Origin of the sequence: Streptomyces sp. NPDC008121 (assembly GCF_042957155.1) — a bacterium.
Lineage (GTDB): Bacteria > Actinomycetota > Actinomycetes > Streptomycetales > Streptomycetaceae > Streptomyces.
Window position 1 is genome coordinate 888,729 of sequence record NZ_JBIBHT010000001.1, and the last position, 16,515, is coordinate 905,243.

A 16,515-nucleotide genomic window follows, 5' to 3' on the forward strand; every position below is an offset into this window, starting at 1 on the left:
GGGCTCCGGGCGGCCTCGCCACTTCGCTGGGATCTTCAATTCCACGATAGGGGAAGTGAATTGAGGAAGCGTCACCTACTGTGATCCATATGGACGGGGGAATGGAACGGTGGGCACACGGTGCCGTCGGACGGCTGACGACCTGGCCGGACCCGGACGGGTACGTCCTGGTCGAGGGGGTCCTGCTGCGCGTGCGGGTACAGCCGGGCGGTCTGGCGCCCGGGGCCGAGGTCGAGGTGCGCCACGACTCCGCGGGCGGCCGACTGGTCGCCTTTCCCGGTCCGGCGTCCGACGCGTGAGCGCCCCGCCGGACGCCGGACACGGCGAGGGGTACGGATACGAGGAGCGGCAGCCCGTCGTGCTGCTCCTGGACACCTCGGCCTCGATGGGCCGCCCCGCCGAGCGGCCGCGGATCGACGAGCTGAACAAGGCCCTCGTCGACTGGTTCGACGGGGTGCGGGCGGAGCCCCGGCTGCGTTCCCGTATCGAGGTGTGCCTGATCACCTTCGACTCGCACGTGCAGGCGTACGACCCCGGGCAGGAGTGCCTGGTCCCGGTGGAGTCGGTCCCGTCGGAACGGCTCTTCGTGCCGGTGGACCGGATGCGGCCGCCCCGGCTGGGAGCCGGCGGGCTGACCCGGCTGACCGACGCCGTGGAGACCGCGCTCGCCCTCGCGCGGGAGCGCTACCGCGCCCTCCAGGACCGCAGGGTGCCGGTGCGGCGCCCGTTCCTATGGGTGCTGACCGACGGCGCTCCGAGCGACGCCGATGGCCGGCCCCAGGACGCCGGGGCGCTCGCCGCGACCGCGCGGGCGCTGCGGCTCGGCGAGGAGCGGGGCGAGTGCGTCTTCCAGGCCGTCGGGGTCCGGGGGGCGGATCTCGGGCTGCTGCGGGTGCTCGCACCCCAGGCCGCGCTCATGCTCGACACCCTGGATTTCGGCCAGATCCTGGACCTGTTCTTCCAGAGCTCCGACCGGGTCGGCGCCGTGCGGGACGTGGACGACATCCATCGGCAGGTGGCGGACCTGGCCGCGCGCCGCGCACGGATGAAGCGGCTGGAGGAGGGGCTGTGATCGTCACGGGAGCCTCGGTGACGGGCGCCGCGCACGTCGCCGCGGGCCGGGGCTGCGAGGACGCCTTCCGCGCGGTCGACACGGAGTGCGGCGGCGTGGTCCTGGCCGTCGCGGACGGCATGGGCAGCCGTGAACGGGCGGCGCTGGGCGCCCGGTTGGCCGTCGACATCGCCTGCCGGGTGCTCTCCGCGGGCCTGCCGGACCGGGCGGCGGGGCCGGAGCAGTGGACCGGCTGGACCGCGGACCGGGGCGCCCGCACCGTCGAGACGTTCCTGCGCGCGGCCCGGGCCGTGGAGGACGCCGTCGCACCGCCGGGGGGCGGGGAACCGGCGGGGACCGGAGACCCGGCGGGAGGCGGAGCATCCGCGGGGAGCAAGGGACCGGGGGGAGGCGGAGCATCCGCGGGGAGCACGGGACCGGCGGGGGTCGAGCAGTGGGCCGCCGCACTGGCCGTCGCCGTCGTCCGGCCGCCCTGGGTGGCGTTCCTGTCGGCGGGCGACTGCTTCGGCGCCGTCCTCACCCGTGAGGCGGGCGCGGCCGAGCGGTGTCATCTCGTCCTGCCACCGCCCCGCCCCGACGGCCCGCCGCCTGCGTTCCTCACCTCCCCCGGCGCGCGGTTGCGGCTGCGGACCTTCGCGGTGTGGGAGACGGAGCTGACGGGCGTGGTCCTGGCCACCGACGGCTGTGCGCCCGCCGCCCTCGACCACCCCTCCTCGCGCGGACTGCCGGACGAGGTCGGCCCGCTGCCCTCGGCGTCCTTCTTCCCGCCCCTCGCCGAGACGCTGCGGCGCGGCGACGGCGACGCGGCCGCGCTGCGCGCGCTGCTCTCCGGGCCCGCCGCGGCCCGTACCGGCGACGACCTCACCGTGCTGTGCGCGCTGACGGCGGCGGAAGGGGACGGTCCGTGGTGGTGAAGGTGGTGTCGCGCGGCGGCCGCGAGTGGCTCCTGACGGAACGGATCGGCGGCGGCTCGGAGGGCCTGGTGTACGCCGTCGGCGACGACCGCGCCCTGGTGGCGAAGCTCGTCCCCGACCCGGCGGACCGGGCGGCGTACCGGCGGCGCGTCGAACGTCTCGTACGGCAGCGGCGCGAACCCCGTACCGTACGGCTGCTCGCGGGCGCCCCCGTCCGGCTCGCCTGGCCGATGGTTCCGGTGCGGACCGTGCGCGACGACGTCGACGGCTATGTGATGCCGGACATGCGGCGCGACTTCCGGCCCTTCGCCCGGCTGCTCTCCCCCGCCGGACGGCGGGCGTCGATGCCGGACGCCACCTGGGCGACCGCGCTCGCCGCGGCCGAGGCGCTGGCCCGGCTGCTCGCCGAGGTCCATGCCGAGGGCTACGTCGTGGGGGACCTCAACCCCGACAACCTGTGGGTCGACGAGCGGGGCGGCACGGTCGGGATGGCGGACGTGGACTCGTGGCAGTTCACCGACGGCCGTGAGCTCTTCGCCGGACGCATGCGGACGCCGGGCTACACCGCGCCGGAGCGGATCGGCGCGGACACGGCCGCCGCCGCGGCACTGCCGGACGCCTCCACCGACGACTTCGCCCTCGCCGTCCTCGCCCACCAGCTCCTCATGGCCGGGCTGCACCCCTTCGCCGGGCATCCGGCGGACGGCTCGGACTACCTCTCCCTCGACGACAACCTCCTGCGGGGCCGGTGCCGTCTCCTCGACCGCACGTCGGTGGTCCTCCCCCGTTCGGCGCCGCCGGCCGATCTGCTGCCGCGCCGCCTCACGGAGCTGTTCCGCGCGGCGTTCGGCGGCCGCCGGCCGCCCGCGGCCGTATGGGCGCGGGAGCTGGCGGCCGCCCGCGCGCAGGGGCGGCTCACCGTCTGCGCCACCCGCCCCACGCACGTCCACACCGTCGAGCGACCGTGGTGTCCCTGGTGCGACCAGGCCGCGCGCGGAGCGGAGAGCTACCCCGGTCCGTCGCCCCACGGCGACGGGACGGACCGGTCATGACGGCGCCCGGCACGCTCCTCTCCGTGGCCCGGACGCTGGACCGCTGCACGGTCCTCGGGCCGGGTCCGCGCGCCGTCGTGTGGGTGCAGGGGTGCCCGCTGCGCTGCGCGGGGTGCGTCGCAGCGGAGACCCTGCCGTTCGAGGGCGGCACCACCGTCCCCGTACCCGAACTCGCCCGGCACCTGGGGGCGTTGACGGAGGTCGAGGGCGTCACGCTCTCCGGCGGCGAGCCCTTCACCCAGGCGGAGGCGCTGGCCGAACTGCTCGACGCCGTACGGGAGGAGCGGCCCGGGTTCACGGCCATGGCGTACTCCGGCTTCCGTCACGAGCGGCTGCGGCGGGGCACCCCGGGGCAGCGGGCCCTGCTGGACCGGCTCGACCTGCTCGTGGACGGTCCGTACGTCGCAGCCAGGCACGCCGCCCTGCGGTGGCGCGGCTCGTCCAACCAGCGACTGCTCGCCCTCACCGGCCGCTACGCCGAGGAGGTCGCGCGGGTCCTCGCCGAGGACGACACGACCGCGGGCGTCGAACTGTCGGTGGGCGCCGACGGCTCCTTCTCCTGGGCCGGGGTGCCGCCCGTGCCGGGGTTCCGGGAGGGCTTCGAGGAACAGCTCATGGCGCGGGGGCTCCTGCCGCGTCCCGACGGCCGGAAGGGGTGAGTCCACGTTGAGACGGCGGATGGCGGCGCGCCGGGCGGGCGCGCGGGGCGGCGCAGCGACCGGCGGGCGAGGTTCCGGACAGGCCCGAGGGCGTGTCCGGGGGCGGGAATCGGGGTCCGGGCACGACCGCGGACGGGCCCGGAGAGTATCGGCGTCCACCCGAAGGGCCACGGCCCCGGCGGGACGTTCCGGACAGCACCTTGGGAGGGGACAGCGATGAGCGGGTCCATCATGTACAGCCCCGTCGCCCTGGATCCGGGCTTCGCGGCGCTGCAGTTGGCCGTGCGGGCCTCACGGGCGGCAGCCCGGCGGGCCAGGGAGCGGGAGCGGGCCGAGGAGCGGGCGGCGCTCGCCGCCGAGCGGGCCCGGCAGGCGGCGCAACGCCGGGAGCGGGCCCGTGCCGAGGCGGAGCGGCGGCGGGCCGAGGTGGCCGCGCGGCGGCAGGCGCGGCTGGACGCGCACGCGGCCGACACCCGGCGCGAGCGGGGGCGGGCCGACGCGCGTCGGCTGGACGAGATCGAGCGCCTCGTCGCCCCGCTGCGCGCCTCCGCCGAGACGGCGACCGCACTGGCGCCCGTCGAGCGGCGGCTCGTGGAGCTGCGCGGCGCCGTCGGCGGCGAGGCCCCGCTCGGGGCGGAGATCGAGGAGTTGCGGGGCCGGGTCGTCGTCCTCGTGCCGCACGGCGGGGTGGCCCCCGCCGACCGGACGGACCGCGGGGAGACCGTGCGGGCCCTGGAGCGCCGTCTGGAAGAGATCGCCGCGGACGGGGAGGCACACGACCGGGAGGGCGCCCGCGAGAGCGCCGAGCTGCTCGAACGGCTGCGTGCGACGGCCGGCCAGGGGCAGGAGGTCCACTTCGAGGCGCTGCTCGGCACGGTGGAGCACGCCGTGAACCGGCACGCGGCCGCCGTGGCCCGGGGCGTCGAGGGGGACCGGCGGCGTGCGGAGGAGGAGGCGCGGCGCGTCGAGGAGGACGTGCGGCGCGCCGAGGAGACGGAGGCCCGGGCGGCCGAGGAGGAGCGCCGTCGGGGCGAGGAGGCCGAGGCGCGGGCGGAGGCACTGCTCGCGGCGCTCACGGAGGCGGCGGACCGGTTCAAAGTGGTGGAGCGCGGGGCCGAGGACGCCGTACGCGACGCCGTCGACCTGGCCGACCCCGAACTGGCGGAAGAGCTGGAGCAGGCCGTCCGCGCCGTCACGACCGCGCTCCAAGGCCGCCGCGCGGACGCGGCCCTGGCCGCCGTGGCCGGACTCGAACGTCTCCTGCCGGCGGCGGAGGAACGTCTGGACGAGCTGCAGCTCGCCCATGCCCGGCGCGGCGAACTGGCACGGGCGCTCAAGGACGCCATGACCGACGCCGGTCTCGACTTCGCCGGCGGCGAGGACCGGGGCGAGCTGCTCGTCCTCTCCTTCGAACGCCCGAGCGGCGCGGTCTACGAGGCGACCGTCGGCACGGGCGCGGACGGGACGGCGGTCCTCACCTATCACGTGGACGGCGAGGCGGACATGTCGCCGCGGCCGTCTGCGGAGGGTGCCGTCTGCGCCCCGGAGGAACTCCTCGACCGGGTGCACCGGGCCATGAACGGCGAGGGTTTCGTGCCCGGCGAGCTCACCTGGGACGGCAAGCCCCCGCGCCGCCACGCCCGCGGGCTGCCGGGTGACGAGACGGGGAGGACGCGATGACCGGCGTCGACTGGGGAAAGCCGGAACAGCCGGAGCCGACGGAAGCGATACGCGTCGAGCCGGAGCCGACGGAAGCGATACGAGTCGAGCCGGAGCCGACGGAAGCGATACGGATCCCGGCCGAGCCGACGGAAGCGATGCGGGCCCCGGAAGAACCCGTACGGTCCCCGGCGGCGGGCGGGACGCCTCTCGCGGGCGCACCTGGACCCGAGGGGCCAGGGAGCGGTCCGGCGTCGTGCGAAGGGCCCGCCGCGGCCGACGGGATGATGCCGTTGTGGGCGGTCTCCCTCGGCTGGGAGCTGCGGCGCGGCCGGCAGGTGATCCTGGACGGCCGGATCCGGGACCGGTGGTGGTTCGACGACCGTCCGGCGTCGTTCCGGGAGCTGATCGCCGGAGTCCTCCACGCCCGTGGCGCCGAGGTCGTGGGCTGGTGGGACCCGGTCGACGGGCTCACCTTCCCGATCCCCGGGCATGCCGAACGCTTCGACACGCTGGTGGCGGCGCTGCCCCGGACCGCTCGGGCCGCCGACGCGCCACCGGCCGCCGCGTCCCCGGACGGCGGTGCCCGGGCCGGGGCGTCCGCGTCCGACTCGGCGCCGCCGCCCGCCGCCGAGACCCGGCGGGGCGAGGAGCGGCGCCGGGGACAGGCCGGGCTCTTCGCCCCGCGCTCCGCGCGGCGGCCCGCGTCCTTCGAGGACGTCACCGCCGTCGTACGCCGGCTGGTCACCTCCGCCGACGCCGCCACCGCGTTCGTCTTCCAGGACGTCGACCACCATCTGCCGCCCGGCCAGCCCGAGTCGTACCTCGGCTGGCTGCGGCTGCGGGCCGCGATGACGGACGCCGTCGCCCCGCGCCCCGGGCCCGGCGCCGGCCCCGCCCCGCACGCCCGGAACGCGGTGCTGTGCGCGGTCGGGGACGTGGGCCGGCTGCCCGGCTGGTTCCCCCTGGAGGACCCGCGGATCGCGACGCTGCACGTCGGACCGCCGGACCCGAGCGAGCGCCGGCTCTGGCTGTCGCTGCTGCGCCACGAGTTCCGGGGCGCGGCCGATGCCACCCGCGCCGAGTTCGAGGCGCTGGTGGGCGCGACGGACGGGATGGCCGGCTGGGAGATCGACGCCCTGGCGCGGACGTCCTGGCTGCGCAACTCCCCCGTGCAGAAGCCCGACAAGCTGATGGAGCAGCACCGGCTCAACGTCAGCGTGGATCCCTGGACCCAGCTGGACCGGCAGGTCGTCGGCCGGGCCGCCACGGTGCTCGGCGGGCGGGTCGTCGGACAGCAGGCGGCGGTGGAGGCCGTGGCCTCCGCCCTGCAGGCGGCGTTCGTGGGCGTCGACTTCGGACACTCCGGCACCGACCGTCCGCGCGGCGCGTTCTTCTTCGTCGGCCCCACCGGCGTCGGCAAGACCGAACTGGCCAAAGCCGTGGCCGAGTTGGTCTTCGGCGACCAGAGCGCGTACGCCCGGTTCGACATGAGCGAGTACCAGCAGGAGCACGCCGCCGAACGGCTGGCGGGCGCGCCGCCCGGCTATGTGGGGTACGAGCAGGGCGGCGAGCTGACCCGCCGGGTGCAGGAGCGCCCCTTCAGCGTGCTGCTCTTCGACGAGATCGAGAAGGCGCACCCCAAGGTCCTGGACAAGTTCCTGCAGATCCTGGAGGACGGGCGGCTGACCGACGGCCGCGGCCAGACCGCGTACTTCTCCCAGTGCCTGATCATCTTCACCTCCAACACCGGGGCCGACGCCGTCCAGGACCTGCTCGCCGAGCGGGGGGACGAGCTGCCGTACGCCCTGCTGGAGCAGCACTTCACGCGTGCGGTGGAGGAGAAGTTCCGGGACATCGGGCGGCCGGAGATCTACGGCCGGCTGAAGCCGGGCGTGGTCGTCTTCGACATGCTGCGCCGCCGGCACATCGTCCGGATCTCCGACCGGCTCCTCGCCCAACTGGCCGAGTCCGTCAGGGAACGCCACCAGGTCGAGCTGGTCCCCGACACGGCGAGCGTCCACCCGTGGATCACCGCCCGGATGGCCGACCCGGAGCGCCAGGCGTACGGCGGACGGCAGATCCGCAACGAACTGGAACGGCTGCGGGCGGCGGTCGTACGGCACTTCATCGAGCACCGGCCCTCGGCGGGCGACCGGCTCCGTGTCGGGATCGCGGACGACGGGACACCCCTGGTCGCACCGGACACCGGGGCGACGGCGGGACCGGACGGGGCGGGGAGGTACTGAGCGTGTACGCCATCGACATCGGCCGCCCGCACGGGCGGATCGGAGGGTGGGGGCCCGACGGGCGCCCGGCCGTCACCACCGTGCCGCTCGACCCGGCCCTCGCCGCCGACCCGGCCGCCGCTCTCGCGGCGCTGCTCGCGGCCGCGCGGGAGAGCCCCGACCGTGCGGACTCCGGCGCCGGGGATACGGCGGTGGCCCTGGCCCTGCCGGTCGGCGACGGCGGCGACCCGGAGGACGGCGCGGGCGAGCGGGAGCAGGCGCTGCGCCGGGCCGCCGAACAGGCCGGCCTCAGGGTCGCCCATGTGGTGCCGGAGGCGGTCGCCGCCGCGCTCCACTACGGCGCGGTCGTGGAGGGTGTGGACCGCACGGTCCTCGTCTGCGACCAGGGCGCCGGCACCCTGGATCTGACCGTCCTCGACATCGCCCCGCACCGCACGGTCCACGTCGCCGCCACCCGCCGGCTCCCGGTTCCCGAAGGCGACTGGGACGGCGGGACGGTCGCGGCGGTGACGGGGTTCTGCGCGGACGCCCCCCGGCATCCGGACGCCGTCCTGCTGGCCGGCGAGCTGCCGGGGGCGCCCGGCACCGCGGACCGTCTGGAGACCGCGCTCGGACTCCCGGTGCGCTGCCACGAACCCGAACTCGCGGTTGTTTACGGCCTGTTGGCGCTGTTCGACTTCGGGGCGCTGCGGGTGCGGTACGGCCAGGACGGTTCCCGGGCCCCCCGGCTCCACGCGCCGGAGCCGCTGCCCCGGCACCATGTCGAGGATCCCGAGCCGCCGGCCGCGTACCGCTACGAGGACCCGGAGCCCCCGGCCGCGCCCGTCGCACCGGAACCGCCGGCCCCTCCCGTACGCGCACCGGAAGCCGCGCGCGCACCCGTGCCCGGGCCCCTACCGGAGCCGCCCCTCGACACCGAGCCCCCACGCGAGCCGGGGCCCCATCCGGTGTCCGAGCCGGGGCTCGATCCGGGGTCCGAGGCGGTGGCGGAACCCGGGTTCGGGCCCGCTCCCCCGTCGGCATCGGAGCCGCCGCCCGCGGCCGCGCCCGCCGGGGCCGAAGGCCCCGTACGGAACGAGCCTCCCGCCGAGCCGTGGCGCGATGCCGGGCCGGGGCCGGAGGGGTCCGCGGAAACGGCGGGTGGCGCCCCGGGCGCCCTGGTCGCCGTCCCCGTCGAGGAGCTGCAGGCACTGCGCCGGGGTGCGCATCTCCTCGTCCTGTGGGCGTGGCCGCCCGGCGCCCGTACCGCCCGCGTCCGCTGGCGGGTCGAGGGCGAGACCTCGGCACGCGGGCCGCTCTCGGGGGATGTGCGGTGCGGCCGCCGTGAGTACGAGCACGACGGCGGGCTGGACCTCACGGTGGGCCGGGGGGCGGTGACCCTGACGGTGGAGGCGCTCGTGGCCGACCGGGGCGTCGACTGCGAGGGAGCGTCCTCGCTGCTGATCGACGCGGAGCCGCCGGTGGTGGAGTACGAACCGTCGGTGCGCAGGCGGCTGAAGGGGCGGATCGCGACGGTGACGTTCACCTCCGAGACCGCCTGCGAGCTGCCCGCGCTGCGCATCGTCCACGGCGTGGGCCGCTACCGCCCCACCCGCATGTCCGACGGCGCCGTGCTGCACGAGGTGCCCGCGCAGCGGCTGACCGCCCGGCAGCCGCTGGCCGTCGAGTTCCCCTTCCCCGCCACGCGGGACACCTCCTGGCTGGTCTGTTTCCCGGCCGACGCCGACGCCGCCGCCGACCAGGGCGTCGACGTGCGCCCCACGGCCCTCCACCGACTGCGAGTGACCTGAATGGCCAGACGAGTGACCTGCCCGTACTGCTACGACACGTTCACCGTCCGGGAGATCGCCTTCCGCTGCAACAGCCGGCAGAGCCGTACGCAGAAGCGGTGCGTGCGCCGCCGCGACCAGGTGCTCGCCGATCGGATGGGCCAGCGCGGCGAGGTCGGCCCGGTGTTCACGGCGGACGGCCGCCGCGCCACGGCGGTGTGTCCCGACTGCGACGGCGAGACGACGTACCGGATCTGCCCGGTCTGCCACTCGACGCTGCCCGCGCAGTTCGGGACGGTGGAGAACCGGATGATCGCCCTGGTGGGGGCGAAGGCGTCCGGCAAGACGGTGTACATGACGGTGCTGCTGCACGAGATGATGAACCAGGTGGGCGCCGACTTCGGGGCCGCGCTGGTCGGCGCGGACGACGCCACGATGCAGCGCTACACCTCCGACTATCAGGACCACCTCTACACCGGCCGGCGGATGTTCCTCGGCACGCGGACCGCCGTCGCCAACGACAACCGTGTCGAGCCGCTGGTCTTCCGGTTCGGGCTGCGGCGCAAGGGGCTGTTCGGCGAGCGGCCGCAGCACACGGTGCTGTCGTTCTTCGACACGGCCGGCGAGGACTTCAACTCCCGCGAGAACGTGGAGCTGAACACCCGCTACCTCGCCAACGCCGACGGCATCGTGCTACTCCTCGATCCGCTCCAGATGGCGGGGGCCCGGCCCTCCGCCCTGCCCGGCACCGCGCTGCCCGGATCCGAGGGATTCGACGCGCCCGTCAACGTCCTCGGGCGGGTGACGAACATGCTGCTCGCGTCGCGGGAGCGCAGGTCGGGCGCCAAGATCGACACCCCGGTCGCGGTGGTCTTCACCAAACTCGACGCCTTCTGGCACCTGTTGGAGAAGGGCAGCCCGCTGCGCGCGCATCCCCCGTCGGGCGGCCGGTTCGACGTGGAGGACAGCCTGAGCGTGCACGAGGAGGTGCGGCAGCTCTTGCGGGAGTGGGACGGCGTGCCGATCGACCGGATCCTCGACAACACGTACAGCAGGTACCGCTACTTCGGGGTCTCCGCCCTCGGCCACACGCCGACGCCGGACGCGCGGGTGGCCAGTACCGGCATCCAGCCCTACCGGGTGACGGATCCGCTGCTCTGGCTGCTGAGCGAGTACGGCTCGGTGCCGAGGACGGGGCGCGGATGAGTCCGGGGGCCGGCGGGGCGGGATCGCAGCCGGGGGCCGGCGGGGCCAGGTCGGGGGCCGGTGGGGGGCGGTTCCGGCAGTTGTACTACACGTCGTGCGAGCGGGGGCTGAGCGGGTTCTCCGGCTTCCAGTTCAACGCCGTCAGCGCCGGGGTCACCACCGAGACCATGCACGCGGTGGAGGCCCTCGCCGGCTACGACCCGCCGCGCTCGCTGGTGGAGTCGGAGACCCCGGAGCAGCTCGCGCGGTGTCCGGTCGCGTTCTCCTTCGTACGGGAGGAGGCCTCGGGCGGGCCGGCGGACGCGGGGGCGGCCGGCGGGCCGGCGGCGGCGCGTCCCCTCGGGGCGGGGGCGACCGCGGTGCACGTGCGGTACGTCGGGCGGGATTCGGCGCGCAGGTTCGGCAACTACTTCGCCCACGCCCTGCACACCGAGGACTTCGCCGCGGCCGGCGGCGGCCTGCTGGCGATCGAGCTGTGGAACTCGCCCGTGTGGACGACACGGGTGGCGCAGGAGTCCGAGCTTCCCCCGCTCGACGCTCCCCCGCCCTGCGGGCCCCTGAACTCCCGTACCGTCCAGGCGTTCCTGCGGGCGCAGCCGGACGCGCACCGGTTGACGGAGCTGCTGGCGGCGGTGTTCACGGCGCTCGGTGAGGACCGTTCGGTGGTCGTGGTCGACCGGACGACGGACCGGATCGCGCACTGGTTCGCCGCCGTCAGCTATCTCCTGCCGCCCCCGCTCGCCCGCAGGCTCTCCTTCTCCACCTATCTCTTCCGGCCGACGCGCGGGCGGCTGCACCTCATCGGCTGCGTGCCCGAGGCGAAGCCGGAGATCGGTCCGGACGACCAGGACGCCTACACGCTCTTCGACTTCGCCGCGGGCCGCTTCCCCGACGGGGTCCCGGTCCACCACCTGGTGCGGCTGCTGACCCGGATCGGGCTCGCGTCGATCCGGTCGGTCTGGTCCTGGGCGGCGGAGTACACCCACGGCGGTGAGCGGCACCCCGGGGACTGGCATCCGCCCGTGGCGGCGGCCGCGGCCGGCGGAGGCATCCCGCTCGCGCCGGAGGACGTCGCGGCCGTCCTCGACTGGCTGCCGACGGCCGACCACCTCGGAGCGCGCCGCGCCGTGGTGGCCCGGGACATCCGCCGCTCCCGACCCGACCTCTCCCAGGCGCAGTTGCGGATCCTGTCGGCCGCCGCGCGGGCGGGCGGGGACACGGCGCTGCACCGCGAACTCGAAGGCGCGCTCCAGGAGTCCCGGATGCGCGCCTACCTCGCCGGTGCGGACGACGCCGTGGCACCCGTACCCCTGGCGGACACGGAGGAGCGCGAGCGGGCCGTACGGCTGTGGCGGTCGCTGCTCCCCGAGGCGGGGGGCGTACGGCAGCGGGTGCGGCACCTGCTGTGGGCGTACGGCGCCGGGCTCGACCTGCCCGGCGACGTGCTCCGGGAGACCTGCGGCGAGCTGGCCCGGGTGCTCCTGGAGTCGGCGACCGGGCGCTCGCCGGACCCGGCGCTGCGGGGCGAGGTCCGGAGGCTGCTGCGGACGTCCGGGGTGTTCAGGGGGGCGCTGGTCGCCGCCCTCGACGCGCTCGTGGCCGGGCGCGAGGGCCATCACCAGCTCTTCTCCCAGTTCCCGGCCGACCTGCTCGACGCCCGGGACCTCGAGGGGCGGCCGGTCCTCCAGGAGCACCACTGGCTGGCGCGCGCCGAGCGCGAGCCCGGGCGCGGCGTGGAGGTGATGTTCCGGATCCTCGCCCTGCGCGGCCAGGACGTCCCGGACCCGGCGCTGCTGCGCGGCCTGTGGCGGCAGCCGCCCTGGACACACCGCGAGGCGATCGAGATCGCGCGCCGGCTGCCCGGCGGCGGCAGGGCGGACGCCCAGGCCGTCCTCGGCGCGTGGTTCGAGCGGACGGTGCTGCGGGAGGTCGTCGACGAGGCCCGGCTGGCCGATTTCCTGGAGCTGTGCGCGGTCCTCGCCGCCCCCGAGTGGCGGCCCTGGCTGACCCCGGACACCCGGGAGACCGTGGAGCAGGCCCTCGCCCTGGCCCGGCTGCTGCGCGAAGCGGACGACGCAGGCCGGCTCGCGGACGCCTTCGCGGGCCCCACGGGCTCGCTCCCGGCGCCGATCAGGACCCTGCGGGACCTTCGGCTCGTGGACGCGCTGACCCGGGCCCCGGCCGACCCGCGGCGGGTGCCGAGGATGGTGGGCGGGTTCGGTTTCTCCCTCGCCGACCGCTATCTGCGGGCCGTCCTGGATACGACGACGGCCGCACCCCGGCACGGCGCCCGGCCTTCGGGTCGCCGCGCGGTGGACAGGGTCCTGCTCGGCCACGTGGCCGGGCTGGCCCTGGCGTACCAGGACACGGCACTCCTGGACCGGCTGCCCCACCAGCACCGTCAGCTGGTCGCCGATGTCTTCGCGCACGCCGTGCGGTACTGGCCGGCCGAGGACGTGGAGCGGCTCGCCGCGACCGTACGCCCGATCCTTCCCTCGCTCGCGGACGGGATCACGGAGCAGCGGACGACGGAGCGCAGGAAGGGCGTGCGGTGGCTGCCGCTCGGCCGGGGACGGCAGGGACCGACGGACCGTCCGGGCGAGGGGTCCGGTACGGAACCGCGGAGGGGGCGGGAGGGGGGCGGGGGGCCGGAGCGGCGTACGGGGCCGGGGGCCGAACCTGGGGCGGACCGTCGTGCGCGGCCCGGTGCCGACTCCGGTACCGGCCCTGATATGCGCCCCGGTGCCGACCCTGGTCGTGGCCCTCGGACCGGCCCCCGGACCGGATCGGAGGACTCTGATGGGAAGCGGTGACCTCGGGATGTCAGCACTGTCGACTCTCCTCGCCGTGCTGCTCGGCGCGGCGCTGCTGCTGGGCGCGTGCACGGCGGTCGTCCGCGCCCTCGGTCTCGTCGGCGAGCTGCTGTGGCGGTACGCCCGGCTGGTGGTCGGGGTGACGCGGCGGCGGACCCCGGAATTCGAGACCATCCCGCCCCACCGGCCACAGGACGAGCCGGTGCCGGCCTACCGCAACTACTTCTTCGGCCCGGCCGCGCGGGACCTGCGCCAGTTGCTCACGCTCGGGCCGCGCGTCTACGGCAGGGCGGTGGGCGACCGTTTCCGTACCCTCGCCCAGGAACGGTTCACCCAGGCCCGGGAGCCGGGCGCCCTGAAGACGGCGCACGCCCTGGCGCTCTGCGTGGGACTGGCGGCCGGCGCCGCGATCGCCGTACCGCTGATCGTCCTCGCGCTGCTCGTGCACGCGCTCGCCGTCCTGCTCCTCAACGGCGCGGCCCGCGCCACGGCGGGCGGCCTGCGGGCGGTCGACCGGGGGGTGCTGACGGTGCGGGGGCTGCGCCGGGGCGTGCTCTGCCCGCACTGCTACGACCGCGTGCCCTACCCCTCGTACGCCTGCCCGCGCGAGTCCTGCCGGCGGCGGCACAGCGACATCCGTCCCGGGCGGTACGGGCTGTTCCGCAGGCGCTGCGAGTGCGGCGAGCGGATGCCGACGCTGGTGATGCTGATGCGCCGACGGAGCCGGCTCCCCGCCTTCTGCACCCACGCGCGCTGCGGCAAGCCGCTGAACCAGGACGCCGGGCACGCGCGGGAGATCGTGCTGCCGATGGTCGGCGGCCGGGCGGCGGGGAAGACGCAGCTGATGGCCGCCATGCTGATGTCGCTCGAGGACGCGGCGGGGGCGGGGGGCCCGGCGCTGCGGCTCGCGGACGACGAGACGACGGCCAACTACCAGGTGCTGCGTGAGGTCCTGGAGATGAAGGGCCATACGCGTGCCACGCAGAGGACGCTGTTGCGGGCGCATTCGGTGGTGCTGGGGAAGGGGCGCGCCGAGCAGCTGGTGCATGTCTTCGACACGGCGGGCGAGCAGTTCATGTCGGGAGAGGACGCCGACGCGCTGCGGTACGTCCGGGCCGCCCGCACCTTCGTCTTCGTCCTGGACCCGCTGGCGGTGGAGGCCACCTGGCAGCTCCTGGAGGAGTCGCCCGCGCCCGCACCGGACCGGACCCTGGCCTCCACCGACCCGCCGGACGTGATCTTCGGGAACTCCTCCCAGACGGCGGCCCGCCTCGGCAGACAGGGGCGGCTCCCCCGGCTGGCGGTCGCGATCAGCAAGACGGACCTGCTGGCGGAGCACGGCCTCCTCCCGGACCGCCTCGACGACAGCGCCGCCGCGCGCGAGTGGCTGGCCGGCCGGCTCGGCCTGCGGAATCTGGTGCAGGCGATGGAGCTGGAGTTCGCGGAGGTGCGGTATTTCTTCACGGCGGCGGTGACGGTCGAGGAGGGGCGGGTGCACGCGAGCATCGGCCGGTTCGTGGACTGGTGCCTGGACCGCCGCCCGCGACGGTGACGGCGGGCGCGCGGGCGCTGCGAGGTGCCGACGGCCGGGACCGGCCGGGGCTGCGCGCGGGCGCTGCGAGGTGCCGACGGCCGGGGCTGCGCGCGGGCGGCCTCCTCGCCGTCGGCATCCACCGGCCCCGAGAACGTCACTCGGCGGGCGCTTCCAGCCCCTCCAGGCTGTCCATGAACGAACTGACGGAGAACACCGCGCGGCCGGGACCGGCGGGGCCGTATCCGGGCGGCGAGCTGAGGCCGAACTCCTCGAGCGTCGCGCGGTAGGTCTCCAGGAGACGGATGTGGTACTCCAGCGGCGCGCCGAGCGGGTTCGCCTTGCCCAGGGGCGTGGTGGGCTCGGGGCACCAGGTGGTGAAGCGCGGCACGACCCCGTTGGACATGAAGAACCGCAGCCCCTCGGCGGTGGAGTCGATCGCCTCGCTGACCTTGGTGAACCCGAACGGCTCGGCCATCTCGATGCCGGCGACGAAGTTGGGGATCACGTTGCGCGGCCCGAAGATCTCGGTGGAGTCCAGGATCCGGCGGTGCCACTCGTCGCGGCCGACGTAGCGCTCCTTGCCGGGGCAGTGCAGCTGGAACAGCCGGCGGTCCCACACCTCGAAGTTGGGGTGGTAGATCCGGATGCCGTAGTCGTGGAACCGCTGGACGGCGTCGCGGGGCAGCGCCTGGGCGACGACCTTGCCGATCCAGCGCCCGGGGAAGCGCTCCTCGATGGCCTTGGCGTAGTGGCCGTAGAAGTCCGCCTCGTCCCGGCCGCCGACCTGCGAGGTGATCGATCCGCCGGTGAGCGTGTAGGCGCGGGAGGTCCCGGCGGTGTCGTACCGGTCGATGATCTCCAGCGCCTCCAGCACCTCCTCGACCGGCTTGACCCCGGTGTAGGGACGGCCTGCCGCCTTGTGCTGGCGCCAGTTGTGGTTGATGTCGCAGAACTGGCACTCCTCCTTGGCGCCGAAGTACTGGCACACCCGGAAGACGGTGAGATAGACGAGGTAGCCCCACTGGATGGTCGGGGCGACCTCCATGACGGACTTGCCGTTCGACAGGGTGTGCCGGTAGTACTCCGGCATCGGAGGCAGCCCGACGTTGGCGATCCGCGTCCCGTCGAGGTACAGCCCGAGCGCCCCGTCCTCCCCGGCGCGGACGACGTACGGCGAGTCGGGATTGACCCGCACGGACACGACGGTCCGCCGCAGGTCGTAGGGCCCGCCGGTGAGCACGATCTCCTCGGGCGGCCGGTTGAGCGCGGCGGCCCCGAGCTCGGGGAGGGTGCGGTGGTCGAAGGAAAAGATGAAATACGACTTCGGCTTGACGTCCCCGGATCCCCCGTCGGCCGTCCCACTGAGCGCGGACTCGTCGAAGGCCATGCCGCCCCGCAGCAGGTCCTCCTTGATCACGGCTTCCCGCGGCACGTGCGGAAAGCGGCCCATCAGTCCCTCGACCAGCGCGGTACGGCTGAGGCTCTCCATGTGCTGCTCCATCCCTGACTCCGTTGAGGATCACCTCGAAGGGTATCTCCGCCCGAATCGGACGGGGAGCCGGGTTGCTGACCAGTGGGCGGACGCCGG

12 protein-coding genes are annotated in these 16,515 nt (G+C 75.4%); 11 read left to right on the forward strand and 1 reads right to left on the reverse strand.

Going from position 1 to position 16,515, the window contains the following annotated elements; translation table 11 throughout:
* The first annotated feature begins 101 nt into the window (after nucleotides 1-101).
* From ACFZBD_RS03845 to ACFZBD_RS03895, 11 genes are all read left to right on the forward strand, one after another.
* Nucleotides 102-299, forward strand: coding sequence for a hypothetical protein (locus ACFZBD_RS03845; protein WP_391134783.1), 198 nt, complete (start codon nucleotides 102-104; stop codon nucleotides 297-299).
* Nucleotides 296-1,072: a hypothetical protein gene (locus ACFZBD_RS03850; protein WP_391134786.1), complete on the forward strand. Its 777-nt coding sequence runs from the start codon at nucleotides 296-298 to the stop codon at nucleotides 1,070-1,072. The genes ACFZBD_RS03845 and ACFZBD_RS03850 overlap by 4 nt, the downstream gene beginning before the upstream one ends.
* Entirely contained in the window at nucleotides 1,069-1,986 is a 918-nt protein-coding gene (locus ACFZBD_RS03855) for a protein phosphatase 2C domain-containing protein (protein WP_391134789.1), read from the forward strand. Before ACFZBD_RS03850 ends, ACFZBD_RS03855 begins: the two co-directional genes overlap by 4 nt.
* Nucleotides 1,977-3,038 carry a hypothetical protein gene (locus ACFZBD_RS03860; protein ID WP_391134792.1) on the forward strand — a complete coding sequence of 354 codons (1,062 nt, stop codon included), beginning with the start codon at nucleotides 1,977-1,979 and terminating at the stop codon, nucleotides 3,036-3,038. The genes ACFZBD_RS03855 and ACFZBD_RS03860 overlap by 10 nt, the downstream gene beginning before the upstream one ends.
* Nucleotides 3,035-3,697: a 4Fe-4S cluster-binding domain-containing protein gene (locus tag ACFZBD_RS03865; RefSeq protein WP_391134795.1), complete on the forward strand. Its 663-nt coding sequence runs from the start codon at nucleotides 3,035-3,037 to the stop codon at nucleotides 3,695-3,697. The genes ACFZBD_RS03860 and ACFZBD_RS03865 overlap by 4 nt, the downstream gene beginning before the upstream one ends.
* Nucleotides 3,698-3,913: 216 nt before the next feature.
* Nucleotides 3,914-5,377 carry a hypothetical protein gene (locus ACFZBD_RS03870; RefSeq protein WP_391134798.1) on the forward strand — a complete coding sequence of 488 codons (1,464 nt, stop codon included), beginning with the start codon at nucleotides 3,914-3,916 and terminating at the stop codon, nucleotides 5,375-5,377.
* Between the two features lie 263 nt (nucleotides 5,378-5,640).
* Complete coding sequence (locus ACFZBD_RS03875) at nucleotides 5,641-7,605, forward strand: AAA family ATPase (RefSeq protein ID WP_391134801.1); 1,965 nt, start codon at nucleotides 5,641-5,643, stop codon at nucleotides 7,603-7,605.
* A gap of 2 nt (nucleotides 7,606-7,607) precedes the next feature.
* Nucleotides 7,608-9,395: an Hsp70 family protein gene (locus ACFZBD_RS03880; protein ID WP_391134804.1), complete on the forward strand. Its 1,788-nt coding sequence runs from the start codon at nucleotides 7,608-7,610 to the stop codon at nucleotides 9,393-9,395.
* A complete protein-coding gene (locus ACFZBD_RS03885; RefSeq protein ID WP_391134807.1) occupies nucleotides 9,396-10,580 on the forward strand; it encodes a hypothetical protein in 1,185 nt (394 codons plus the stop codon).
* 80 nt (nucleotides 10,581-10,660) lie between these two features.
* Complete coding sequence (locus ACFZBD_RS03890; protein WP_391134811.1) at nucleotides 10,661-13,393, forward strand: GTPase-associated protein 1-related protein; 2,733 nt, start codon at nucleotides 10,661-10,663, stop codon at nucleotides 13,391-13,393.
* A gap of 7 nt (nucleotides 13,394-13,400) precedes the next feature.
* Entirely contained in the window at nucleotides 13,401-14,945 is a 1,545-nt protein-coding gene (locus tag ACFZBD_RS03895; protein ID WP_391134814.1) for a hypothetical protein, read from the forward strand.
* 136 nt (nucleotides 14,946-15,081) lie between these two features.
* On the opposite strand, the gene ACFZBD_RS03900 is transcribed toward ACFZBD_RS03895, so the two are convergent.
* Nucleotides 15,082-16,416: a radical SAM protein gene (locus ACFZBD_RS03900; RefSeq protein WP_391135926.1), complete on the reverse strand. Its 1,335-nt coding sequence runs from the start codon at nucleotides 16,414-16,416 to the stop codon at nucleotides 15,082-15,084.
* Nucleotides 16,417-16,515: the final 99 nt, after the last annotated feature.